Source organism: Micromonospora sp. NPDC048169, assembly GCF_040652815.1.
In the GTDB taxonomy this organism is placed as follows: Bacteria; Actinomycetota; Actinomycetes; order Mycobacteriales; family Micromonosporaceae; genus Micromonospora.
This window is the reverse complement of record NZ_JBEZMS010000009.1, coordinates 111,598-135,215: the sequence shown is the minus strand read 5'-3', so window position 1 is coordinate 135,215 and position 23,618 is coordinate 111,598. Positions and strand designations below refer to the sequence as shown.

The following is a 23,618-nucleotide window of genomic DNA, read 5'->3' as shown; positions in this document are numbered from 1 at the left end:
CACCGCCCCCGGGTTCGGCTCAGCGGCTCAGCGCCCGGTAGCGGCGCAGCGACAGCGGCAGGAACACCGCGACCAGCGCCAGCGGCCAGAGCACCGCCAGCAGCGGGTGGTGCGCGGCCACCCACGAGTCGCCGCCCCACCCGGGGTTGCCGAACAGCTCCCGGGTGGCCCCCACTGTCGCGGACAGCGGGTTCCACTCGGCTACCGCGCCCAGCCACGCGGGCATCGTGGACGGCGCCACGAACGCGCTGGACAGGAAGCCCAGCGGGAACTCCAGCGTCTGCACGGCGGTGACGGCGCTCTGCCCCTTCACCGTCAGGCCGAGGAAGACGCCCACCCAGACCAGCGCGAACCGCAGCAGCAGGATCAGCCCGAGCGCGGCGAACGTGTCGCCGGCGTCGCCGCGCGCCCGCCACCCGACGGCCAGGCCGGCGAGCAGCATGACGGCGAGCGTCACCACCGCGAACATCAGGTCGGCGACCGCGCGGCCGAGCAGCGGCGCCAGCCGGGACACCGGCATGGACCGCAGCCGGTCGGTGACGCCGCGCTCCAGGTCCGCCGAGACCGCCATGGTGGTCATGCTGATGCCGAAGACCATCGTCATGGCGAACATGCCGGGCATCAGGAACTCCCGGTAGTCGCCGCCGCCGGGCACCTGGAGCGCGCCGCCGAACAGGTAGGCGAACATCAGCACCATCAGGATGTCGAAGCCCAGCGAGCCGATCAGCGGGCCGGGCTCGCGCCGCCAGTGCGCCAGCGCGCGCCCGGTCAGCGTCAGGCCGTCACCGGCCAGCGACGCGCGCCGGGCCGGGGTCACTGTGGCGGTCACGCGGTCACCTCCACGCCGGTCCGGCCGGCGGCCGGCCCGTCGGTGAGCTGGAGGAACACCTCGTCCAGTGTGGGCCGGCGCAACGCAATGTCGGCCACGCCCACGCCGTCGGTGTCGAGCGCGCGCAGCACCTCGGTCAGCGCGCCCGCCCGGTCGCCGACCTGGGCGCTCACCGCCCGCCGGTCCCTGTCGACTGCCGGTTCGGCGACGGCGACGGCGCGCAGCCGCCCGGCGGCGGCGGCCAGGTCGGCGGCGTCGCGGACGACCAGCTCGATCCGGTCGCCGCCGAGGCGGGACTTGAGCGCGTCAGGGGTACCCTCGGCGATCACCCGCCCGGCGTCCAGCACGCAGACGCGGTCGGCGAGCTGGTCGGCCTCGTCCAGGTACTGCGTGGTCAGCAGCACCGTGGTGCCGTCGCGGACCAGGTCGCGTACCGCCTCCCACACCTCGTTGCGCCCGCGCGGGTCGAGCGCCGTGGTCGGCTCGTCGAGGAACAGCACCGAGGGCGCGAGGATCATCCCGGCGGCCAGGTCGAGGCGGCGGCGCATGCCACCGGAGTACGTGCGCACCGGCCGGTCACCGGCGTCGGCGAGCCCGAACCGGTCGAGCAGTTCGCCGGCGCGTCGCCTCGCCCCGGCCCGGTCCAGGTGGAACAGGCGGCCGAAGAGGACAAGGTTCTCCCGCCCGCTCAGCGCCTCGTCCACCGCCGGGTGCTGGCCGACCAGGCCGATGCGGTGGCGTACCCGATCGGCCTGGCCGGCCACGTCGTAGCCGGCGACCTCGGCCCGCCCGGCGTCGAAGCGCAGCAGCGTGGCCAGGATGCGGACGGCAGTGGTCTTGCCGGCGCCGTTCGGCCCGAGCAGCCCACACACGGTGCCCGCCGGCACCCGCAGGTCGAACCCGTCCAGCGCGGCGGTGTCCCCGTACCGCTTGCGCAGGCCCTCCGCGAGGATCGCGTGTTCCACGTCTGTGCCCCCTCCGTTGACGACGGCCACTAACGTACAACGTACGGTAAGGCGTTCGCCAACGAAGTCCGGCCCGGCTAGCGCTTCAGCAGCGCGCGCAGCGCTCCGGCGATCTCGCCCGGCGCCTCCTCTGCCATGAAGTGCCCGGCAGTGGTGGTGCGGTGCTCCAGGTCCGGGGCCCAGGCCCGCCACACGGCTGCCGCGTCGTAGCCCAGCGCGGCGCCCCAGTCCTGCTGGATGACGGTGACCGGCATGGTCAGCCGCCGCCCGGCGTCCCGGTCCGCCCGGTCGTGCGCCACGTCGATCCCGGCCGACGCCCGGTAGTCGGCGACGATCGAGTCGACCGCCTCCCGGGAGGCCCGCAGGTACTCGGCGCGCACCTCCGACGGCATGGCCGCCGGGTCACCGGCCCAGGCGTCCAGGAAGTGCCCGAAGAACGCGTCGGCGCTGGCCGCGATCATCGTCTCGGGCAGGCCGGGCGGCTGCGCCATCAGGTAGAGGTGGAACGCCACCGAGGCGGACGCGCCGTGCAGCACGTCCCACATGTCGAGGGTGGGCAGCACGTCAAGCGACGCCAGGTGGGTGACCGCGTCCGGGTGGTCCAGGCCGGCCCGGACCGCCACCAGCGCGCCCCGGTCGTGCCCGGCGAGCGCGAACCGCTCGTGTCCGAGCGCGCGGGCCAGCGCCACCACGTCGGCGGCCATGGTCCGCTTGGCGTACGTGTCCTCGGTGAGCGCGGCCGGCTTGTCGCTGGCGCCGTAGCCGCGCAGGTCCGGGCAGATCACCGTGTGCTCGCCGACCAGGTCGGCGGCGACGTGCCGCCACATCAGATGCGTCTGCGGGAAGCCGTGCAGCAGCACGACCGGGCTGCCCACGCCGCCCACCGCCACGTTCAGCGTCACACCCTCGGCGACCGGAACGCGCTGGTAGTCGAATCCCGCGATGGTGGTGCTCATCATGATCCCTCTTTCGTCTCGTCGTACCGGTCCAGCGTGGCGGCGCCGGATGAGCAACCGATGAGCGCGATACGGTGACCAGCGGGTCGAGGAGGGGTCGGTGCCTGTCGGTTTCGGTGTGCTGGGTCCGGTCACGGCCTGGGACGACGCGGGTGTGCCGGTCGACCTGAAGGGGCCCCGGCACCGGGCCGTGCTGGCCCGGCTGGTCGCCGCCCGGGGCCGGACCGTGCCGGTCGGGCAGATCGTCGACGACCTGTGGGACGACCCGCCGGCCGGCGCGGTGGGCGCGGTCCGCACGTTCGTCGCGGCGCTACGCCGCCGCCTGGAACCGCACCGTCCGCCCCGCGAGCCCGCCCGGCTGCTGGTCACCGAGGGACCGGGGTACGCGCTGCGCGCCGAACCGGAGAGCGTCGACGCCTGGCGGTTCGAGGACACAGTCACCGCTGTCGCGGACGCGCTGCCCCGGGCCGCCCTGGACCGGCTCGACGAGGCGCTGGGCTGGTGGCGCGGGCCTGCGTACGCCGACTTCGACCAGCCGTGGGCGCACGCCGAACGGACCCGGCTCGACCAGATCCGGCTCACCGCCGTCGAGCGGCGGGCCGAGGCGCTGCTGGCGCTGGACCGGGCCGCCGACGCCGTGCCCGATCTCGACGCCCACGTCGCGCAGTACCCGTGGCGGGAGGACGGCTGGGCGCTGCTGGCGTCGGCGCTCTACCGCGCCGGGCGGCAGGCCGACGCGCTCGCCGTGCTGCGCCGCGCCCGGGAACTGCTGCGCGACCAACTCGGCCTGGACCCCGGACCGCGACTGCGGCGCCTGGAGACGGACCTGCTGCGCCAGGCCGAACCCGAACCGACCGGCCCGGCGCGCGTCTGGGCCGAGACGGCGGCGGCGTACGAGCGCAGTGTGGTGCCCGGCGCGCGGGCCCGGCTGGAGTCCACTGTCGGGCTGCTGCGCAGCCTCGCGGTGACCGGGCCGGGCGGCTTGGAGGCGGCCCGGGACCAGCGCGAGGCGGCTATCAGCGCGGCCGAGCAACTCGGCGACCCGGAGTTCACCGCGCGGGTGATCGGCGGGTACGACGTACCGGCGATCTGGACCCGCTCGGACGACCCGGCGCAGGCGACCCGGGTCGTCGCGGCGGCGGAGCGGGCCCTGGCCGGGCTGGTTCCGGACGCGCCGGAGGCGACGCGCGCCCGGCTGCTGGCCACCGTCGCGATCGAGTCGCGCGGTACGGCGTCGCCGCGCCCCGCCGAGGCCGCGCGGGAGGCGGAGGCGATCGCGCGGCGGGTGGCCGACCCGGCGCTGCTGGCCCAGGCCCTCAACGGCGTGTGGATGCAGACGTTCCAGCGGGCCGGGCTGGCCGCGCGGCGGGACTCGATCGGCGCGGAACTGGTCACGCTCGCCGCCCGGCAAGGCCTGGCCACGGTGGAGATCCTCGGACACCTGATCCGGGTGCAGGCGCGGAGCGCGCTCGCCGACTTCACCGCCGCCGACGCACACGCCGAGGCGGCGGACCGGCTCGCCGCCCGGCACGAAAGCCCACTCGTCGGCGTGTTCACCGGCGGCTACCGGGCCATGCGGACCGCCGCCACCGGCGCGTCGTACCCGGAGTCGGAGGCGGCGTACCGGTCGTGGGCGACCGCGCTGGCCGGCTGCGGCATGCCCGGTGTCGAACACGGGCTGACGCCGCTGGCGCTGCTCTGCCTGCGGGTGTGGCACGACCTGCCGGCCGACTTTCCCGCCGACACGGACTGGGGGCCGTACGCGCCCTGGGCGCGCCCGCTGGAGCTGCTCGCCGGCGGCCGCCGCGACGAGGCCGCCGCCGCGCTGCGCCGCACCCCGGCACCGCCGCGTGACCTGCTCATGGAGGCGCTGTGGTGCCTGACCGCGCGGGCCGCCGTCGCGCTGGACGACCGGGACGCGATGCTCCGGGCGCGGTCCTCGCTCGCCCCGGCGGCGGGCGAGGTAGCCGGGGCGGGCAGCGGGCTGCTCACCGCCGGGCCGGTGGCCGCACACCTGGACCGGCTCGACGCCGCCCTCGGCGGCGGCTGACCGGGCTGCTCACCGGCCGCAGTCGATGAGGAGCACCGGCGCGTGGGCCTGGTCCCGGGGACACTGCCACACCACCGAATCGCCCCGCCGGACCAGCCGGCGGGGATGACCGTGACCCGGGCACGGCGGGACCGCCTCGTCCCAATCGTCCATGCTCATCTCGTCGGCCAGAACGGTCGCGAGCTCACCGGTGATCACGCGGAGGCTCTCCCCCGCGTCGACGAGACAGGCCGGACGTCCGCACAGGACGGTCAGGGCGGCGGCGACCGTCTCGGCTGCCACCCTGACCGCGGCGGTTTCGTAGACCGGCATCTGGAGAGATGATCAGGTCGATCCTCCGGATTCCCGGGTCGGATCACCGCCGTCCGGCCGGGGAATCCGGGCTGATGTCGTGCTCGGGCTCGGTCGTAGCACCGGCGGATGCCGAACCCGGGCGCCGGCGGGTCGGCGGCTCGGGCCACCGCCACCAGATGCCGTACGCGCATTCGCGGTCCGGACGCTGAAAGGTCATCTCATAGACCACCTTCCCCGCCAGGTGGTTACCGCTCGGCTGGCAGCGGGTACGGGCGATCTCCTGGCGGCTCGATCCCGACCGCGTCCTCCGCCACACGACCTGCCACGCCTCGGCTGGCGAATCCGCCCGATCGAACTGGACACGTACCGACAGTTTTCCCACCCGCCGTTCCTCGCAGCTCTCGCGGTAATAGGGCTTCATAGGGGCGTAGACATCCTCAAACACCTGTCTGATTCCGACGTTGACGCGACGACCGCGGGCAAGCGGACCGAGCAGATACAACCACCGGTAGACGCGCCCGTCCTCCTCGGCCACTGCGCCGTCGAGAAGCCGATGTTCGGGAAACAGCGACGTCGCCCCCTCGATCACCCGAGTCTGTCCGCTCCAGTGGGAACGGATGCCTACGAGACGGATCTGCCGGGTGGCCCGGACACGTTGCTGTCGCGTGTAGGCGTATCGGTGATGATGGCGGCCATCCTCACCCTCGACCCTGGTGACGACCAACGATCCGTCGAGTTCCTCGATGACGAAGTCAGCCGGGTGGTGAACACACCGGACGTAGTAAACGACCATGGCTGCAACGGCCAGCAGCACCAGCGGGGTGGCGAGCGTCCACGACGGGAGGTGCAGCGCCACCATCCACGCACGTCCGATGCCGAACATCGCCACGAGCGCCGTACCCGTCAGGACGACGAGCTGAAGCAGATCGGAACTCTGGCGGGCGAGACGGGCGGATGCGCTGTCAAGCAGTCTTCTCAGAATCATCGGTCCTCCGGGTTCCACCTCTCAGTGGGAAAGCCACAAACGGTTTTCTGCAATCCACACAAGCGCAGGAACGATGGGTGAGCCAGCGGTCACGGACGTCACTCAGCACTCACTCCACGTGCGCCCGGACAGCCCGCACAGGCCCCACCTCCGGGTGGCTGCGGCTAGGGTGCGGCGATGGACGAGCTGAGGCACCTGTTCCGGCGCGCCGCCGACCACGCGGCCGACTACCGGCTGTCGCTGCCGGACCGGCCGGTCGGCGTACCCGTCGACCAGGCCGCGCTGAACGAGGCGTTCGCCGGGCCGCTGCCGGACGCGCCCACCCCGCCCGGACGGGTCCTCGCCGACCTGGTGGCCGCCGCCGAACCGGGGCTCGTGGCCACCGCCGGGCCGCGCTACTTCGGCTTCGTCGTCGGCGGCGCCTCCCCGGCCGCCACCGCCGCCGACATGCTGGCCGCCGGGTGGGACCAGGTCGCGTTCAACGCGGTCACCTCCCCCGCCGCGGTGGCCGCCGAAGCGGCCGCCGGGACCTGGCTCAAGGACCTGCTCGGCATCCCGGCCACCGCGTCGGTCGGGTTCGTCACCGGCGGGCAGGCCGCCAACACCGCCGGGCTCGCCGCCGCCCGCCACCAGGTGCTCGCCGACGCCGGCTGGGACGTGGAACGACGCGGCCTGTCCGGCGCGCCCGAGGTACGCGTGTTCGCGGGCACGGAGCGGCACGCCACCATCGACAGGTCACTGCGCCTGCTCGGTCTCGGCACCGACGCGCTGCGGGCGGTACCGGCCGGCCCGCAGGGCGCTGTCGACCCGGACGCGCTCGCGGCGGCGCTGCGCGACGCCGGTCCCGGACCGACGATCGTCTGTCTTCAGGCGGGCAACGTGAACACCGGCGCGTGCGACGAGCTGCGCCGCGCCTGCGACCTGGTCCACCGGCACGGCGGCTGGGCGCACGTGGACGGCGCGTTCGGGCTGTGGGCGGCGGCGAGCCCGTCGACCCGGCACCTGGTGGACGGGCTGGAAAACGCCGACTCGTGGGCCTGCGACGGCCACAAGTGGCTCAACCTGCCGTACGACACGGCGTTCGCGTTCTGCGCCCGGCCCGACGCGCACGCGGCGGCCATGTCGTACGCGGCCGCGTACCTCGTGGGTTCCGGTGGTGTGCCGGCGGGCGCGGACCTGACCGCGGAGTCCTCCCGCCGCGCCCGTGGCTTCGCGGTCTGGGCCGGCCTCCGGGAGCTGGGCCGCGACGGCGTCGCCGCGCTCGTGGAGCGATGCTGCGCGCTGGCCCGGCGGTTCGCCGACGGGCTCACCGCAGCCGGGTTCGAGGTGGTCAACGACGTGGTGCTCAACCAGGTGCTCGTCGGGTTCGGCGACGACGCGCGCACCGACCGGGTGGTGGCCGCGGCGCAGGCCGACGGGACGTGCTGGGTGGGCGGGACGACCTGGCGGGGACGGCGGCTGATGCGGATCTCGGTGTCGAACGCGACCACGACGGAGGCGGACGTGGACCGGTCGGTGGCGGCCATGATCCGGCTGGCCCGCACGGGCACCGGCGAGGTGGTTCACTGAGGACCGTGACGTGGCGGCGGGCGGCTTCGACGGTGGCGGTGCTGGTCCTGGCCGTGGCAGCCGCCGGTGGCTGGCGCTGGTGGCGCCAGCACCCGCCGTACGGGCCGGAGGCGCTGCATCTGCGCTCCTCGCTGGAGTTCGTCACCCATGACGAGGCCCAAGTCGCGCTGGGGTCGGCATACCAGGCGCCGGTGACGTACGACGGCGACCAGCTCGTGCTGGGCCGCGTGTCGTGGCAGGAGCCACCGGCGCCCCTGGACGGCGGGTACTTCGCGTTGTTCCTCGTCGACAAGCGCACCGACCTCAAGCCGTCGGTGTTCGCGGTGGCAGCGCCGCAGGAGAGCGTCGGCATGGGCAGCGCCGGTGTGGAGAACAGGATCCCCGACCGCTACCCCTGGTTGCGCGGCGCGGGCGACATCCGGGTCGGCGAGAACGAGTGGCTCAGCGCCGGCAGCAGGCTGTCGATCATCGACACGCTCGCCTCACCCCTGACATTCGTCGTCCTGTTCCCACATCTGGAGCGGCACGAGCGGGCGCACCCGATCGCCACCGCGCCGGTGACGTTGCCGGACCTGCTGCTGGCGCTCGTCTACATGGGACCGGACGGTCAGGTGTACTGGGCGCAGCGGCTGCAGGGCTGACCCGCTCCGGAGCCTCACGGGCATACACGCACCGCGATCGGTTGGTAGCGTGGCGCTGTCGCAGTCCCCTGGGGAGGGTCGTCATGTGGACGGACGAGGCCGCGCTGGACGCGGCGGCGTGCCGGCTCGACGAGTGGGAGTCGTCGCTGGGCGACCGGGCCGCACGCGCCCGCGCCCTGTCCGCCCGCACACAGGCGTTGACCGGCACCGCCCGCAGCGCCGACGGGCTGGTCGAGGTCACCGTCGACGCGTCCGGGCTGCCCACCGACGTACGACTGGACGAGCGTGTCCGGCAGCACTCCGCCGCGCACACCGCCCGGCAGATCCTGGTGGTCACCCGGGCCGCCCGGGCGGACCTGCTGCGTCGGCTCACCGAGGCGACCACCGAAACGTTCGGCGCGGACGACCCGGCCGCGACGGCGATTGTCGAGTCGCACCGGCGACGGCTCGACCCCGATCCGGGCACACCGGATGCAGCCCGGTGACGGCCTCCAGGTCGACCCGGACGACCTGAACGCGCACGCCGCGCCCCTCGGCCACCGCGCCGACAGCATCGACACCGCCCGGCAGGCCGGCGAGCACGTCCGGCTGAGCGCCGACGCGTACGGGCAACTCTGCGCGATCATGCCGGTCCTGCTCGACGGCCTCCAACGGACCCTGACCGACGGCATCGGCACCGCCGCCACCTCGGTCCGGGACACCGCGGACAGGGTGCGAGCGAGCGCGGAGCGCTACCGCGCCTCAGACGCGCGCGCCGCGCACCTGCTCGACCGGCTGCGGCAGCAGAGGTGAGCACGAATCCGCTGGTCGCCGACCCGGCGGACACCGGACCGAGCCCGTGGGCCGGGGTGTGGATCTGCGAGGACATCGAACTCATCGCCCAGGGCGTACGCACCGGCAGCTGGATCGACAGCAGCCTCGGCGTGGTCAGCGCCGGCCTCGACGCGCTCGCGCTCGTCTCCGACCCGGCCGGGGCCCTCCTCCAGTACGGCATCGCCTGGCTCATCGAACACGTCAAGCCGCTCAGCGAGGCCCTGGACTGGCTCGCCGGCGACCCCGCCGAGATCACCGCGCACGCCCAGACCTGGCGCAACGTCGCCGCGTCACTGCGCGACGACGCCGCCGAGCTGACCCACGCCGTACGCGCCGAGGTGGCCGGCTGGACCGGCGCCGCCGCCACCGGCTACCGCCGCTGGGCGGGCGAACAGCAGCAGGCCATCACCGGGCTGGCGCAGGGCGCAGAGGCGATGGCCGCGATCACCGAAGGCGCCGCCGGCCTGGTCGCGGCCGTGCGGCTGCTGGTCCGCGACGCCATCGCCGCCTGCGTGTCCCGCCTGATCGTGTACGCGACCGAACTGGTCGCCACGGCCGGGCTGGCGACGCCGCTGGTGGTCGAGCAGGTGACCACGACAGTGGCGTCGTGGGCGGCGCGGATCGGGCGGTTGTTGCGGGGGTTGCTGGCGAGCCTGCGGCGGCTGATGCCGGAGGTACGGCGGCTGGGTGAGCTGATCGAGAAGCTGAAGGAGGCGCTGAGCCGCCTTCTGGGTCGTCGCTCCCCTGAGGTTCCAGGTGGCGGATCCGCCAAACCGGACGGCCCGCACGGGTCGAGGCCCGCCGACTTCGATCCGGGCCGACACCACGGCCCGCTCGGTGACGAGTTCCACCCGGGGGTGCACGATCCTCGGGCGCTTTTCGAAAAGAAGGAGCGGGCGATCGCGGACCGTCTCGCCGGCGACGGTGAGATGGTCCATCCGAGGGAACGAATAGACGACGCCCACAAGATGAAGAATCCCGATGCGATGGTGCGGACTGGTCCGGAGGATCCCGGTGTGATCACCGAGTTCAAGACACTGGTCGGGTCAGGCAGCAGTAGCGTACGGCGGAATATCCTTGAGGCGGGTGAACAGGCAGGATCCGACGGGGTCGCGGTCCTCGACGGTCGTAACGTCGGTTTGACGGAGGAGGATGCGCGCCGCGGCTACGGCCGGGCGGCCGGACAGGCCCGTGTTCATGACCAGCAGATGCCGGCGACGGTACGCATCATCCTCGGCGACGGCCGCATCATCGATCTTCCCTAGGAGCCGGACGGCGCATGTCCACCTTCGAGCACATCTTCATCCACACCAATCTGACGCCCGAGGGTGTGGCGGCTGAACTCGCCGCCCGCATGCACGTGGAGTTCAGCCGAGACGACGAGGGCAAGGTGTACCTCAGTCGACCGGCCTCGGACGGACGGCCCGGCGTCGTCGGCGGCGAGTTGTCAGCCAACCCTTACAGCTACCCCTTTGACGAGCCGGAGGAGGAGTCCGTCATCGACGGCTACAGCCTCGTGTGGGACCTCGGCTACAGCCGACGGGACGGCGAGGTGCAGCGTGACGAGGCACGACGTTTGTTCATCGAGTTGACCGCGGTGAGCCCCTGGCCGGTGCTTCTCCTGCATGGCCTCGACCTGCTTGTCGCGGCCTGGGACCCCCGGTCGGGTTACCGGGACTTCCCGCCCGGCACCACGCCCGATATCGCAGACCGTGCGCTCTGGGAGAAGCACCGCCGGCCGTCGGGAGCCTGAAGGGAGGCGGTACGGCATCGCAGCCAGCATAGTTACAGCGCACCGGATCGAATTCCTCAGCCTACGGACGCCATTCACCGTCATGGTCGGGACAGTCGAACCGGACCGTGATCTCACGCATCTCGTCCCTACACGGGGTCGGGCGTTCGTAGCCCAGAGCAGTCGCCGGGAACGTGATCGCTTCGGTGCCGCATCCAGAACACGACGTCGAGCACCCGCAGCCGACTGACCAGGGCCGGCAACTCGGCGTCCCGACGCAGGGTGTCGAGCTTCTCCCTCAAGACTCCGCCCTCTTCGCCGAGCTTGCCGTGTAGCCACCGCCAAAAGCCGGTCCGTGTGCCGTAGGCGCAGGAGACGACGGTGTCGTAAACCGGCACGAGCGACGGCCGTTTCCGGGCGAGCAGTTTGCCAGCGGTCACCCAACCGATGCCGTCCGCGGCACAGAGGCGATTCCACAGGGAGCTCGCAGCACCAGCATCGACGATGTACTGCAGCGCCGCCGCGTTCCCCAGTTCGACATCATTCGGGATGTCGACCAATTGGGCGGTCACTTCCCGGCCGAGTTGGCCCCGCAGCAGGTTGAGCCGCTGTCTCGCCGGGATGCACACGCCGAGCAACTCGACCGCGACCACGTCTTCAGCGGTGACCACGTACGCGACCTCGGGACGGGACCCGCCCCCGCCGAGCACATCGAACTGCCCGCCGGTGAAGGCCGACTCGCCGGCTGAGTGGAAGTACCGACGAAGGTCATCGACCGAAGCCGGGGCATTCAGCACGGCGAGGATCTCATGCAAGGTGAGGGGTTGATTCACTTCTCTTTTCCTCTCAGGCACCGGCGGGCGTATCACGCTTCACTCGTCAGGGCCTGCGCGTAGAACCATCGGAGGTGCTCGACCAACGTCTCCCGGGCGGCCGCGTCCGCGAGTACGTCAAGGGAGAAGCCCGGACGCAGCGCGAGCTTTGCGGCGGCGATCTTCACGCCCGGCAGCTCGTTCAACCGCTGACGGAACTGTTCCCGCAGTGTTATGTCGTCGAATGGAGTTCGGATGGTCAGGTATTGAAAGACAATCTCAAACTTTCCACTCGGATAAATGGTGGAAGGCCAGATGTTGCCAAGTGGATGGGCCTTGTCGCGGGCCATAAGAAAGCATGACGTCTCGCCCCCGGTGCCGTAGAAGAGCTGACCACCCATTCCGACCCACGCCTCGAGCACCGCAACCGTCCCATGCGCGACCTGCGCGTCCTGCAGGTCGGTCAACTGCTCAAGGAAGCGGTCATCCAGCGAGTTGTTCCGCCGGGACCGAGGCCGAAGCAGTTGATCTGACGCGTCCTGCTGGGGCAGTCCGGCGAGCTGGGCCAGCTCCTCCACTCCGATGCGCTGGGCCTGGCTGGCCCGACCATACTTGTCGAATTCCACGCCCTCGTCACGCAGCAGGTCGCGTGGATCGTCATTTCGGCCCTCATCGAGCCAGCGGAAATTAGGAGCCACCACGCCTTCTGCCTGAAGCACCCGGTGTGCGTTGGGCGCACGATGGTTGGCCAGCCGCGCACCGACCGAAACGGGGTGGCTACCGATGAGCGCGGCGAGGTCGCCGTACGCGGTCCAGGAGCCGGCGGGCAGCGCGGCGAGTGCCGTGTTCATGATGTCCCAGGGCACCTCCGACTTGCCGCCTGCCTGTTCAGTCGGCCCGGGCCAGGTGGCGATGATGCGATCTGCGAGGGCATCGGCACGGGCATGGATCTCGGGGCGACCCCAACGCTTCTGCTCGGCGATCTCCCGGCTGAGCGCGATCCCGCTCTTACCCAGTTGGGCCCGCTTCACCAGGAAAGAGCTATTACTCAGCTCCGCGTTGTAGCCGGTCAGGGTGAGATTACCCAAGGTGTGCACCAGTGCCTCATGCACCTCGGCGAAGCTCTCCTCACCTCGCAGGTCCTCGCCGAGCATCTGCTTCCACTCGGCGGTCGGGCTCTGCGGCATGACGTGTTCGATGGTCAGCGTCGTCGGCGAGACTGGCTCCTTGCTACCGTATGATTCTTCGAGCCATTGCAGCACCAACTTGCGCTGGGTGGCGCGGCCATTGAGGTAGAACGGGATCGACCGAACAGCGTCCCGCAGGTTGGCGTCGGTGGCGAAGTACTTTCGTCCCACCGACAGATAGGCGCGTACCGCCTCGTCGACCGACAGGTCCTTCCGCATGTCGGTTACGATGCGCAGCAGCACCCGGTTGATGCTCGCGGTGGCCCGGCCGATGAGCAGACGCCGGACGAAGTAGCTCTCGACATAGAGCATCGCAGAGGCGATCTGGCCGGAGGTCGCGGTCCCCTCCTGCCGACGGTCCAGCAGGTGCAGCAGCAGTGGCAATACGGTGGTGGTGTCCCACGCGTTCAGCCTGGTCAGGCGTCGCCGCACTTCCGGGTCTTGTTCCTCCTCGGGATGCAGGATGGCCCGCAGGAGGGCACCGAGGCCGCAGAATCTGCGCACCTCGTCCTCGATCTCCGTCTCGGTGCGCAGGCCGTTGAGCCGTTCCTGCTGACCAACGTAGGTGTCGGTCTGCTTCGCCTCGGGGTTGCGGTGCACCAGATCGAGCCAGAACAACTGTTCCAGTTCCCCAGAGTCCAGCTGCTTCTGCAGGGGGAACCACAACGAGTCGTAGACCGCTTCGCCACGGGTCGGTAGCCGCATGAACAGGTAATTTCGGAGCAGGTCGGCCTGGGTGAGCTTCAGGCCGGTGTTGTTGAGCGACTCGAAGATCCGATAAACGTTGTCGCCGGCCTTCGCCACGACCGAGACCAGGGACATCCCGGAAATGACGGCATCCTCGATGCGTTCGATGTCCAGCGGATCGTCCGGATCGTCGACGGCGACAAGTTGGGCGGCGAAGAATCGGTACGCCGCGCCCACCTGGTCACTGCCCCCAGCCTGTGGCGTCGCCTCCAGGCACGCCTCGTAGGCAGCCCGGTCTGCCTGAGTGGGAACGAGCTTCAATCGGTGGGCGGGCTTGTACTTGTTGATGAGATATTCCTGGTCGATCCGGTCTCGGTGGCCGAGGTCCTCGTGCTTGGCCCGGTGGTCGCGGATCGCACAGAGCAGGATCGACAGGGTGGTCAGCCGCTGCTGACCGTCCACGACAAGGAACTCCGATACCGAAGGCCCATAAGTGGGGCTGGGCGCGAGCACGAGCGAGCCGATGAAATGCGTGAGGTCCGGGCTCTCGACACGCTCCTCGGCCAACTTGCGGATATCGTCCCACAGTCGCTTGAGCTGCGAGTCAGTCCACGAGTAGGTCCGTTGATAGAGCGGCACCCGATACTGCTTCGCACCCTCGAGCAGCTCACGCAACGTCGTCTCGTGCGCCGAAACCATGCGCCGACTCCTCATCCTCGAAGCTGCATTCTGCAGCCGGCCGCCCGCCTTTGACACAGAGCAGCCACGATAGGCGCGATGTGGAGGAAATCAGCACGACCGCTCTGTCGTACTTGCGACAGGGACGAGTCGGGGCCGCGCCCAGACACAGCGGGCAGGTGTGTTCCTCCCGCAAGCAGGCCCGCTGGGCTGGCCAGCGAGCAAGAGCTGGGCGACCTCCTGCGCTCAGTTGCCGCAGATTGAACTCCAAGCCGAGCTCGCAGGTGAAACGGGTGTGGCAGGACCGGTGGTCGATGGCGAGGTTCCAGGTAGAACAGGTGTCGACCAGAACTCGAAGCTGGCCGGCTCGTGTGCGCTTCGCTGGCGCCGCCTGGTGCGGCACCACACGATCTGAACGCCGCACGCGGCCACGGCATTACGTGTGTCGCGTAACGTTCTCCTTGCTGTGCAAGAAGAACTGGTGTTCGCGCCGGAAGCGCGCCAACCGGTCAAGGCATTGCTCGAGCCGGTCCCGGCCGTGCGGGAGACGGCCGAGGCCGTCCCGGCTGACGGCGTCTTCCAGTTCGAACATGCTCCTCATCTTTCACGCTGTGTTGCCCCGGACGAAGTCTGGCCCGTCGATCCGGGCATCTCTTCCCCCAGCCGATGCAGATGGCTCAGCAGCGCTTCGATCTCGGCCGACGGCGCAGACCCTGAGCCGTAGAGCGCGCTGATGTCGCGCCGTAGCCCCTCCAGCAGTTGCCGCGCCTCGGGCACGTCGCCCAAGCCGGCGACAAGCATGGCGATCTGCTGCCGTAGCGGAAAGAGCTCCGGCGAGTCCGGCGGCATCACCCGCTGTTCTTCGGCGAGGAGCGCCCGCAGTTCTCGCAACGCCTCGGTCGCCTCGCCCAGCTCCGCCTGGCAGCTCGCCGCCTGCTGCCGGCACTGCCAGATCAATTCCTCGTCCGGCACGGGACGCTTGGCGAGATCGACGACGAGCCGCTGAAACTCCGGAAGCGCCTGCCGGAACGCCCCGGCCAGGACGTACAGGTTGGCCAGGTTGAGCCGCAGCTCCAGGACTCGCGGTTGCCTGGCGGCGTGCGCGCCGCTGATCGGCCGCAACACCGATTCGAGCAGCTCGGCGGCCTGGGTGAACCGCTCTTCCTCGGCAAGCTCCCAGGCCCTCTCCTCCACCTCGGCGAGCTGGTCGAGCGACGGCGGCTCGACGATCTCTGCCGCTGCTCGTGGACGGACGATGTCGATGCGCGTCGGCGGCAGCGGTGAACGGGGCGGCAACGGCCCGAACGGATACCGGTACGGCATTGTCGGGTCCACCCGCTGCCCGTCCGCCACAGTCGGGGCAGCGTCGGCTGCCTTCTCGGCATCGACCGCTCCGAACGGCGCCAGCAGCTCGTAGACCTCGGCCGCCGACTCGGGCCGGTGCTGCGGGTCCTTGGCAAGCAGCCGTACGAGGAGGTGCACCAGGACGTCCGGCACGCCCGCGCGGTGCTCCTGCACTGACGGGACGGGGTCGTTCAGGTGCCGGTGCAGCATGCCGAGTGGGTTGTCGGCCCGGTACGGCGGCTTGCCGGTGAGCAGCTCGAACAACACGCAACCGAGTGCGTAGAGGTCGGTGCGGGGACCTACGGCACTGTTGAGCGCCTGCTCGGGAGCCATGTAGGTGGGCGTGCCCAGCGTGTGCCCGGTGGCGGTCAGCCGGGGTACCTCCGGCCCAAGCAGGGCGGCCACCCCGAAGTCGAGGACCTTGACGGCGCCGCTGGGGGTCACCATGACGTTCTGCGGCTTCAGGTCACGGTGCACGAGCGAGGCCGCGTGCGCCACCGCCAGTACCGAGCAGATCTGTGTGCCGATGGCGGCGGCCCACGGCACGGCGAGCCATCCGCGTTCGGCGATCAGATCGGACAAAAGCACGCCCGGCACGAGCTGCATGACGATGTAGAGGTCGTCGCCGTGGTGGCCGACGTCGTGCACGCTCGGCACCCCGGGGTGGTCCAGGCGGGCGGTGACCCGTGCCTCACGGATGAACCGGTCGACAGCGGTGTCGCGGTCGCCATCGGGTACGGCGAGCTTACGCAGGAACTTGATGGCGACGGGCCGGTCCAGCTTCTCGTCGAAGCCCGCCCACACCTCCCCCATACCGCCGTGACCGATCGGATACGTCAGTTCGTATCGATCGGCTACTCGTTCCTGCGCCTGCATTCGTCTCCCCCGGCAGTCCTGTCAGATGACACCGACGAGTCGTCGGCTAGTACCGCTCGCCATAGATGTTGAGCAACTCCTGGTAAGCCTCTCGGACCGCATCGTCCGCACCGGGATCGTGTGCCGCGTTCTCGGCAGCCACGGCGGCGAGTTCGAGCGCGTTACGCACCCGGGTCAGTTCCGACTCCGTCTCGTCCCACAGCGTTGTCACGCGCTGCCGCTGTTCCGCCAGCGCCTTCCCCACGCTGCTCGTCGAATCCTCCGCCGCCGGGCCGGGCTGCCGGCGCCCCATCTGGGTACGCAACTGCTGGCGGCGGCTGAGCACGTCGCTCGCCTCCCAGAGCGCCTGCGCCAGGATCTGCCCACCCTCTGCCGCATCCATCACGCGGTCCACCTCGGGCAGTGCCCGGCCGGCCCGCTCCGCCAGCTCCACCAGGTCGAGGAAGTCTCGCCGGTCGTCGGCGTCGGTCAGGGTGCGGTGCAGGGCCGGAAAAGCCGCCTGGTCGGGCGCCTCGATCTGCGGTGGCGGCTTCGTCAACGTGATCGCGGCTAGCCCGCAGACCAGCAGAAGCGCGACCAGAAACAGCACGACAGGCAGTGGTGCGCCCGCGAAGAAGAGCACGGCGGAGAAGATCACCGTAGCGGTGCAGAGCACGAGGACGCCGGGCAGTTTCGACGGCTCCGGGGTGGCCGGGACCGCTCGCAGGTCGGTGATGCTGCCCCATTCGTGCCGGCGTGACGAGCGGGTCACTTTCAGCGCAGTGAGCGCTGTCGTGACCTGGGACTCGTTCACGGCGATCCAGAGGTGGAAGGTGGACGTGGACGGGGACAACCGTCCTCCTCTCGGCGAGTCTCGGTTATGCGATGCCCTTGCGGCGGCGGATCATCTGGTACGCCTGCCGGCGTGCGAACTCGTTGAGCTGCGACCGCAGGCTCTCGTCGTCGAGGTAGCGCTGCATCAGCTTGCCGTTGTCGTCGTGGCGGGACAGGATCACGTCCTCGATCCGCTTGTCGCAGACGACGCCGAAGTTGCTCTCGTCGTTGACCAGCGCGGCGGCTTCCAGCGTGCCGTCCTCCGCGAGGGCGACGATCTGCTGCTCGACCCAGACCTTGTCGGCCTCGCCCAGGCCGATACCGAACCGGTCGTTGAACACGTCGATCAGCTCCGAGAGCGCGACCTTCTCCGGGTCGTGCTGCGAGCCGACGCCACCACCGACGAAGCCGGGCAGCATCTGTTCCCCCTCGGGGGTCAGCGAGGCGTCGTGCTCACCGGTCTTGCTGACCCGCAGGTGGGTCAACTGCACCTCGCCGATGTCGACGGACGGGTCCTGCCGTCGCGGGAGCCGGTTGAGCAGCGCCCGACCGTACAGGTAGAGCCGCTCCAGGTCCTCGTCGTGGTAGGGCACCACCTGGCTGAGGAACGCGTACATCCGGGTGTAGTCGCGCAGCGCGGACCGGAAGCCGTCCGCGGCCTCCGGGTCGTCGGCGGCCAGGGCGTTGAAGCGCTGGACGGCCGGCTCGGTGAAGCGGTAGAGGGCGGCGTGGGCCCGCTGGAGGCCCGTCTCCGTGGTCGCCTTCCGCTCCGCCGCGAGCAGGGCCTCGGCGTACGCCTGCATCTCCGAGTCGACGAGGACCGGGTAGCCAGTGACGGCGTTCTGCGCGGTGTAGAGCAGGTTCGGGTCGGTGGGGGTGGTGGCGGCGGTCTCGAAGTACGGCTTGAACTGCTCGGCGATGTCGCCGGCCTCGTTGACGAAGTCGAGAACGAACACGTCACCCTGGCTCTTGAGCGGGTGGGTGCGGTTGAGCCGGGACAGGGTCTGCACCGCGGCGACGTTCTTGAGCAGCTTGTCGACGTACATGGTGGTGAGCAGCGGCTGGTCGAAGCCGGTCTGGTACTTCTCGGCGACGACCAGGATCTTGTACTCGGTGTCCTGCTTGGCCTTCGGCGTACCGGCGTGCTTGTCGTCGGCGGCGGTGTAGCCGAACCTGCCGGGTAGCTCACCCTCGCCGAAACCGTTGATCCGCGCCTCGGTGTGCTCGACGCCGTCGACCTCCAGATCACCGGAGAACGCCACGAGGGAGTCGCAGCCCACGTAGCCCTGCATCTCGACGTACTTCTTGATGGCGGTGTGCAGGCGGACGGCGGCCTCGCGGGAGCCGGTGACCACCATGGCCTTGGCGCGCCCGCCGAGGCGCGGTGCGGTGTGCTTGCGGAAGTGCTCGACGATGATCTCCGCCTTCTGTGCCTGCATGGTGGGGTGCAGGCTGGCGAAGCGGGCGAGCTGGGCGCCGGCCTTCTTCGGGTCGACCTCCGGGTCGTCGGGGTTGGCGTTAGCCAGCTTCCAGTACGACTTGTAGGTGAGGTAGTTGCGCAGCACGTCGAGGATGAACCCCTCGTCGATGGCCTGCCGCATCGAGTACGTGTGGAACGGTTGCGGGTTGCCGGTGACCGGGTGCGGCGTGCCGAACAGTTCGAGCGTCTTCGGCTTCGGGGTGGCGGTGAACGCGAAGTACGACAACGTCTCGTGCCGGCCCCTGGCCAGCGCCGACGCCGTGAGCAGGTCACCGGACTCGTCGACGTCGTCGCTGCCGAGCTTGAGCAGCACCTTCTTCAGCGCGGCGGCCGAGTCGCCGGACTGCGACGAGTGCGCCTCGTCGACGATGACCGCGAACCGCTTCCCCTTGAGGCCCTGCACCTGGTTGAGCACGTACGGGAACTTCTGCATCGTGGTGATGACGACCTTGGCCGTCTCACCCTGAAGCGCGGCGGCGAGCTGCGCGGAGTCCTTGTCGATCCGCTGCACCACGCCGGGCACGTGCTCGAACTGGAACACGGTGTCCTGCAACTGCCGGTCGAGGACGACCCGGTCGGTGATGATGATGACCTTGTCGAAGACCGGCTCGTTGGGGCGCAGCCCGTCCTTGGCGGTGTCGGGCGCGGTGTGCAGGCTGGACAGCCGGTGCGCCAGCCAGGCGATGGTGTTCGACTTGCCCGACCCAGCCGAGTGCATGACCAGGTAGTTGTGACCCGATCCGTGCCGGGCCGCATGGTCGGTGAGCTGGGTGACCGCGTGCCACTGGTGGTAACGCGGGAAGATCAGCGCCTTGGATTCCTTGTCGTAGTGCAGGAACCGCCGGACCAGGTCCATGAAAACGTCGGGGTCCCAGATCTGCTCCCAGAGATAGGAGCTGCGGTAACCCTTGTCCGTAGCCGGCGGGTTGCCGGCGCCACCGGACACGCCGGGCCCGTTCGACCCGGTGTTGAACGGTAGAAACCGGGTCTTCTCCCCCGCGAGCTTCGTCGTGACGAAGACCAGGTCAGGGTCGACGGCGAAATGTACGAGGGTACGCCGAGCGAAGATCAGTTCCTTCGGGTCGCGGGTCTTGCGGTACTGCTCCTTGGCGTCCTCGACGGTCTGGCCGGTGAGCGGGTTCTTCAGCTCGGCGGTTGCCAACGGAATGCCGTTGACGAAGAGAACCAGGTCGAGGGTGTTGTTGTTGCTTGTCGAGTACGCGAGCTGACGGGTGACGGTGAGACGGTTGGCGCGGTAGAGCTTGAGCGCGTCGTCGGTGATGGCGTGGGCGGGCTTGAAGTAGGCGAGACGGATGAGCACGCCCTTGTCCTTCACGCCACGGCGGAGGACGTCGAGTGGGCCGCGCTCATCGATCTGCTTGGCGAGGTGCTGGGCAAACTGCCGCTGCGCCTCGTCCGGGTTGTTGCCGTGGTAGGCCAGAAGCTTCGCCCACTCGTCCGGCTGGGTAGCGCCGATGAACGCGAGCAGCTCGGCGGGGTCGAGTCCGAGTTGGGGCCTGTAGGTGCTGCCGTTGCCCCGCAGCCAGCCCGAGCCGAGCAGCTGACCCTCAATTGCTGCCTCGAACGCCTGCTCCTGCGGAACCGGGCTCATACGTCCATCCCCCCCGCAGTCGTGACCTCGACCTGTCCGGTGACGGCCGCGGTGATCAGTGCCTGTCGCCGCTCCGTCAGATGATTGATCCTCCGCGAAAGCGCTGACCGCATGGCCGCCGCTCGATCCCATTCCCTGTCAATCTTCTGCACAATTTCGCGTTGCTCATGTAGGTCTGGAGCAGGGATCCTGAGGCCGCGAACGATATCCTGGCTAATATTCGGCTGACCCCCGCCAGACGCCAGCCGGATGATCTCCGACCGGTGGGAGAGAAACCAATAGAAGGCAAATCTTGTGTCGACGAGAGTCGCTTGGGACAACACGCAGCACGCCTGATTGACGCAAGCTTCGGTTTCGAGCATACCGACCCGACCAATCGTAGCCCCGTACATCGCGACTATGAGGGAACCGGGCCTATAGAGAGCTAGGGTCGGATACTCCCGCAGAGCCAACCTAGACACCCGACGATTGACAGCAGTGACAGGACCGTCACGCAGATCGCCGGTGTTTACCCACGGAACATCACCCTCAAAATAAGTAGCCTCGCTCGACTTGGGTGTAGTTCCGCTTCCGGTTCGAAAGACACGCCCAACGCGATTTAAAGCCCATCCGGACGCGACCTTGGGCATCCAAGGTACACCAGTTTCTACGTGGTCAATCGAGCGCAGGGTGCCGGTCGTCATGGCCCGGCATAACTCGACTAGACGCTCGTCCATGAGGGACAGTTGCTGCAACGATAAAGCTGACAGCCTGTCTAGCACGGCAACCTTTGCGTCGAGCAAGTCGGCGATGCGGCGCTGCTCCTCAATCGGCGGCATTGGAATCGGTGCGGATGCGAGCCGTTCGCCTACAAGTTCAATCTGGTTTGTTGCTCCCACGATAAGTGCCGAGTAGATGTAGTGCTGAAACGGATCCGAGGATAAATAATAGTATGCGAACCGGGGATGAAGCACGTCTGGCCGCACTCTGACACGGGTCACATGACCATCGGCCATCGCCACACGGCGATCGGGCGAGCCCGTAAAGTAGCCCACCCGGCCTAACGTGCCTCGACCTGTCGAATTGATCAGGACGTCACCCGGACGCAGCAGCCCCTTCAGGTTTGCAGGGTTGCCACCGAAGGCGTGGAAGCGGGCCCGGCTCCAATCAAGACCCCCCGGCTGGTTTGCTGCCTGGCTTACCGCCCAGACCGGCCCATCCTCCACATAGTCTGGAGCAGATCCTCGACTAATGGAAAGGGCAGCGCGCTTCAGGGGCCACCATCTCCAGGAGGCCGGTATGCGCAGCCCGGCAAGTCCAACGCTCACCTCGTCACCTCGCCGAGCAAACTCTGAATCTCAGCCTCAAGAGCCTTGATCTCGGCGTCAATCTCCGCGAGCGGCCGGGGCGGCGCATATACGTAGAAATATCGCGTAAAAGGGATCTCATAGCCGACCTTGGTCTTGTTCTCGTCGATCCAAGCGTCAGGGACGTGCGGCAGCACCTCGCGTTCGAGGTAGTAGTGGATGTCCTCTTCGAGCGGGACGTTTTCGTTGTCGCGCAGGTCGGTATCCGGCAGCGGCTTGCCCTTGCGGTCGGTCTGCACCTCCCCCTCGGGTGAGCTGACCGAGAACGCCTCCCACACCGCCTTCTCCACTGCTGTCGGCAGCTTCCCCAGTCCGTTCAGCTTCATCGCGAACTCGGCGCGCGTCGCAGACGATGTACCGATCAGCGACTTCGCCGCCGCCAGCAGCGACTCCCGCTCCGCGTACTTGAGCACCGCCTTCGCCTCCGCGAGCAGCGCGACCGTCTCCTCCGTGACCTCGAAGCGCAGCCGCAGCGGGCGCTCGACGGTGATCCGCTGGTAGCCGAAGTCCGTGGTCTTGAAGACCTTCACCTTGGCGTGCTGCGGGTGCTCCGCATCGTCCGCGATGGCCAGCGCGTTCACGTACGCCCGGGTCAGCTCGGCGATGTGCTCGTCGGTGAGCATCTTGCGCTTGTCGCCGAGGCTCTTGCGCATCTTCGTCCAGTAGTCGCGGCCGTCGAGCAGCACGACCTTCCGACGGCGAGCCGGCGCCTTGCGGTTGGTGAGGATCCAGAAGTACGTGGAGATGCCGGTGTTGTAGAAGAGCTGGTCGGGCAGCGCGACGATGCCCTCCAGGAGGTCGTTCTCCAGGATCCAGCGGCGGATCTCCGACTCACCGGAGCCGGCTGCGCCGGTGAACAGCGGCGAGCCGTTGAAGACGATCGCCAGGCGGCTGCCACCGTCCTCGGGGCGCTTCATCTTCGAGATCATGTGCTGGAGGAAGAGCAGCGAACCGTCGTTGATCCGGGGCAGGCCGGCACCGAAGCGGCCGGCGTGGCCGCGGGCCGCTTCGTCCTTGACGAACTTCTCGACCTTCTTCCACTCGACCCCGAACGGCGGGTTGGCGAGCATGTAGTCGAACCGCTCGCCCTCGTGGCCGTCCTGGTTGAACGAGTTCCCGAAGGCGATCTTCGTCGGGTCGCCGCCCTTGAGCATCATGTCGGAGCGGCAGATCGCGTAGGTCTCGCCGTTGAGCTCCTGCCCGTACACCTCGACGGTGGCGTGCGGGTTGTGGGCCTGGATGTGCTCCTGCGCCTCGGTGAGCATGCCGCCGGTGCCGCAGGCCGGGTCGTAGATCTTGCGGACGATACCCGGGGTGACGAGGTCGTCCTCGTCGGGCGCCAACAGCAGGTTGACCATAAGCCGGATGACCTCACGCGGCGTGAAGTGCTCACCCGCGGTCTCGTTACTGATTTCCGAGAAGCGGCGGATCAGATCCTCGAAGACGTAGCCCATCTGGTGGTTGGACACCACGTCCGGGTGCAGGTCCACTTCTGCAAACTTGGCAACCACCTGGTAGAGCAACCCGGCTTCGGCGAGCCGGCTGATCTGGGCGTCGAAGCCGTACTTATCCAGCACGTCGACCGCGCCCGGCGAAAACCCGCCGATGTAGGCGCGCAGGTTGAGCGCCACGTGGTCTTGGTCGCCGAACGAGGTCTTGAAGGACAACTCGCTGGTGTTGTAGAACGGCAGTCCGGCTGCCCTCCGCAGCACCGGTTCCATGTTCTGCACGCCGGCGTCCTGGAGCTGCTGGTACCGGGCGAGCACCGCGTCCTTCGTCGGCTCCAGCACGCAGTCCAGCCGTCGCAGCACTGTCAACGGAAGGATCACACGTCCGTACTCGGACTGCTTGTAATCGCCGCGAAGCAGGTCGGCCACAGACCAGATGAAGTTGGCCAACTCTTGGTGCTTGGTGCTCACCAGTTTCCTTTCGATTGCCTTAAGACAAGC

The 23,618-nt window shown here is 69.2% G+C and carries 20 protein-coding genes; 7 read left to right on the top strand and 13 right to left on the bottom strand.

From position 1 onward, the window contains the following. Positions 1–19: 19 nt before the first annotated feature. The 3 genes from AB0D28_RS11070 to AB0D28_RS11060 all read right to left on the bottom strand — a co-directional run bounded on the left by AB0D28_RS11070 (position 20) and on the right by AB0D28_RS11060 (position 2,753). A complete protein-coding gene (locus tag AB0D28_RS11070; RefSeq protein WP_357384544.1) occupies positions 20–829 on the bottom strand; it encodes an ABC transporter permease in 810 nt (269 codons plus the stop codon). Then, positions 826–1,794, bottom strand: coding sequence for an ATP-binding cassette domain-containing protein (locus tag AB0D28_RS11065; RefSeq protein WP_357384542.1), 969 nt, complete (start codon positions 1,792–1,794; stop codon positions 826–828). Before AB0D28_RS11065 ends, AB0D28_RS11070 begins: the two co-directional genes overlap by 4 nt. Before the next feature lie 77 nt (positions 1,795–1,871). Then, a complete protein-coding gene (locus AB0D28_RS11060; RefSeq protein ID WP_357384540.1) occupies positions 1,872–2,753 on the bottom strand; it encodes an alpha/beta hydrolase in 882 nt (293 codons plus the stop codon). A gap of 97 nt (positions 2,754–2,850) precedes the next feature. Here AB0D28_RS11060 and AB0D28_RS11055 point away from each other — a divergent pair, with 97 nt between their 5' ends. Beyond that, positions 2,851–4,800 (top strand): BTAD domain-containing putative transcriptional regulator, encoded by a 1,950-nt coding sequence (locus AB0D28_RS11055; protein ID WP_357384538.1) that lies wholly within the window; start codon positions 2,851–2,853, stop codon positions 4,798–4,800. 9 nt (positions 4,801–4,809) lie between these two features. On the opposite strand, the gene AB0D28_RS11050 is transcribed toward AB0D28_RS11055, so the two are convergent. Beyond that, positions 4,810–5,112, bottom strand: coding sequence for a hypothetical protein (locus AB0D28_RS11050; RefSeq protein WP_357384535.1), 303 nt, complete (start codon positions 5,110–5,112; stop codon positions 4,810–4,812). A gap of 43 nt (positions 5,113–5,155) precedes the next feature. Then, positions 5,156–6,079, bottom strand: coding sequence for a hypothetical protein (locus tag AB0D28_RS11045; protein WP_357384533.1), 924 nt, complete (start codon positions 6,077–6,079; stop codon positions 5,156–5,158). A 177-nt stretch (positions 6,080–6,256) separates the two neighbouring features. Here AB0D28_RS11045 and AB0D28_RS11040 point away from each other — a divergent pair, with 177 nt between their 5' ends. From AB0D28_RS11040 to AB0D28_RS11015, 6 genes are all read left to right on the top strand, one after another. After that, a complete protein-coding gene (locus AB0D28_RS11040; RefSeq protein WP_357384531.1) occupies positions 6,257–7,648 on the top strand; it encodes a pyridoxal-dependent decarboxylase in 1,392 nt (463 codons plus the stop codon). 5 nt (positions 7,649–7,653) lie between these two features. After that, complete coding sequence (locus AB0D28_RS11035; protein WP_357384529.1) at positions 7,654–8,289, top strand: hypothetical protein; 636 nt, start codon at positions 7,654–7,656, stop codon at positions 8,287–8,289. Between the two features lie 83 nt (positions 8,290–8,372). Continuing rightward, positions 8,373–8,774, top strand: coding sequence for a YbaB/EbfC family nucleoid-associated protein (locus tag AB0D28_RS11030; protein WP_357384527.1), 402 nt, complete (start codon positions 8,373–8,375; stop codon positions 8,772–8,774). Next, positions 8,761–9,081, top strand: coding sequence for a type VII secretion target (locus AB0D28_RS11025; protein ID WP_357384525.1), 321 nt, complete (start codon positions 8,761–8,763; stop codon positions 9,079–9,081). Before AB0D28_RS11030 ends, AB0D28_RS11025 begins: the two co-directional genes overlap by 14 nt. After that, positions 9,078–10,367, top strand: a complete 1,290-nt coding sequence (locus AB0D28_RS11020; RefSeq protein WP_357384523.1) for a hypothetical protein — start codon at positions 9,078–9,080, stop codon at positions 10,365–10,367. The genes AB0D28_RS11025 and AB0D28_RS11020 overlap by 4 nt, the downstream gene beginning before the upstream one ends. Before the next feature lie 14 nt (positions 10,368–10,381). Further along, positions 10,382–10,855 carry a hypothetical protein gene (locus AB0D28_RS11015; protein ID WP_357384521.1) on the top strand — a complete coding sequence of 158 codons (474 nt, stop codon included), beginning with the start codon at positions 10,382–10,384 and terminating at the stop codon, positions 10,853–10,855. 128 nt (positions 10,856–10,983) lie between these two features. Here AB0D28_RS11015 and AB0D28_RS11010 read toward each other — a convergent pair whose 3' ends face one another. The 8 genes from AB0D28_RS11010 to AB0D28_RS10975 all read right to left on the bottom strand — a co-directional run bounded on the left by AB0D28_RS11010 (position 10,984) and on the right by AB0D28_RS10975 (position 23,588). Then, a complete protein-coding gene (locus tag AB0D28_RS11010) occupies positions 10,984–11,667 on the bottom strand; it encodes a DUF6308 family protein (protein WP_357384519.1) in 684 nt (227 codons plus the stop codon). A gap of 32 nt (positions 11,668–11,699) precedes the next feature. After that, the gene (locus AB0D28_RS11005; RefSeq protein WP_357384517.1) at positions 11,700–14,219 is read right to left on the bottom strand and encodes a DUF262 domain-containing protein; all 2,520 of its coding nucleotides are present in this window, start codon (positions 14,217–14,219) and stop codon (positions 11,700–11,702) included. A 415-nt stretch (positions 14,220–14,634) separates the two neighbouring features. Further along, positions 14,635–14,790, bottom strand: a complete 156-nt coding sequence (locus tag AB0D28_RS11000; protein ID WP_357384515.1) for a hypothetical protein — start codon at positions 14,788–14,790, stop codon at positions 14,635–14,637. Between the two features lie 5 nt (positions 14,791–14,795). Continuing rightward, on the bottom strand, positions 14,796–16,418 hold the full coding sequence (locus AB0D28_RS10995; protein ID WP_357384513.1) for a serine/threonine-protein kinase: 1,623 nt from the start codon (positions 16,416–16,418) through the stop codon (positions 14,796–14,798). Positions 16,419–16,464: 46 nt separating this feature from the next. Further along, entirely contained in the window at positions 16,465–17,211 is a 747-nt protein-coding gene (locus tag AB0D28_RS10990) for a hypothetical protein (protein WP_357384511.1), read from the bottom strand. 64 nt (positions 17,212–17,275) lie between these two features. Beyond that, entirely contained in the window at positions 17,276–20,323 is a 3,048-nt protein-coding gene (locus AB0D28_RS10985) for a type I restriction endonuclease (protein WP_357384509.1), read from the bottom strand. Continuing rightward, positions 20,320–21,630: a restriction endonuclease subunit S gene (locus AB0D28_RS10980; protein ID WP_357384507.1), complete on the bottom strand. Its 1,311-nt coding sequence runs from the start codon at positions 21,628–21,630 to the stop codon at positions 20,320–20,322. Before AB0D28_RS10980 ends, AB0D28_RS10985 begins: the two co-directional genes overlap by 4 nt. After that, entirely contained in the window at positions 21,627–23,588 is a 1,962-nt protein-coding gene (locus AB0D28_RS10975) for a class I SAM-dependent DNA methyltransferase (RefSeq protein ID WP_357384505.1), read from the bottom strand. The genes AB0D28_RS10980 and AB0D28_RS10975 overlap by 4 nt, the downstream gene beginning before the upstream one ends. Positions 23,589–23,618 lie beyond the last annotated feature (30 nt).

Excerpts from the sequence above, each read along its gene's own strand:
- AB0D28_RS11060 (WP_357384540.1), bottom strand. The coding sequence starts at position 2,753 with ATGATGAGCACCACCATCGCGGGATTCGACTACCAGCGCGTTCCGGTC.
- AB0D28_RS11050 (WP_357384535.1), bottom strand. The coding sequence starts at position 5,112 with ATGCCGGTCTACGAAACCGCCGCGGTCAGGGTGGCAGCCGAGACGGTC.
- AB0D28_RS11045 (WP_357384533.1), bottom strand. The coding sequence starts at position 6,079 with ATGATTCTGAGAAGACTGCTTGACAGCGCATCCGCCCGTCTCGCCCGC.
- AB0D28_RS11040 (WP_357384531.1), top strand. The coding sequence starts at position 6,257 with ATGGACGAGCTGAGGCACCTGTTCCGGCGCGCCGCCGACCACGCGGCC.
- AB0D28_RS11030 (WP_357384527.1), top strand. The coding sequence starts at position 8,373 with ATGTGGACGGACGAGGCCGCGCTGGACGCGGCGGCGTGCCGGCTCGAC.
- AB0D28_RS11025 (WP_357384525.1), top strand. The coding sequence starts at position 8,761 with ATGCAGCCCGGTGACGGCCTCCAGGTCGACCCGGACGACCTGAACGCG.
- AB0D28_RS11015 (WP_357384521.1), top strand. The coding sequence starts at position 10,382 with ATGTCCACCTTCGAGCACATCTTCATCCACACCAATCTGACGCCCGAG.
- AB0D28_RS11005 (WP_357384517.1), bottom strand. The coding sequence starts at position 14,219 with ATGGTTTCGGCGCACGAGACGACGTTGCGTGAGCTGCTCGAGGGTGCG.
- AB0D28_RS11000 (WP_357384515.1), bottom strand. The coding sequence starts at position 14,790 with ATGTTCGAACTGGAAGACGCCGTCAGCCGGGACGGCCTCGGCCGTCTC.
- AB0D28_RS10995 (WP_357384513.1), bottom strand. The coding sequence starts at position 16,418 with ATGCAGGCGCAGGAACGAGTAGCCGATCGATACGAACTGACGTATCCG.
- AB0D28_RS10985 (WP_357384509.1), bottom strand. The coding sequence starts at position 20,323 with ATGAGCCCGGTTCCGCAGGAGCAGGCGTTCGAGGCAGCAATTGAGGGT.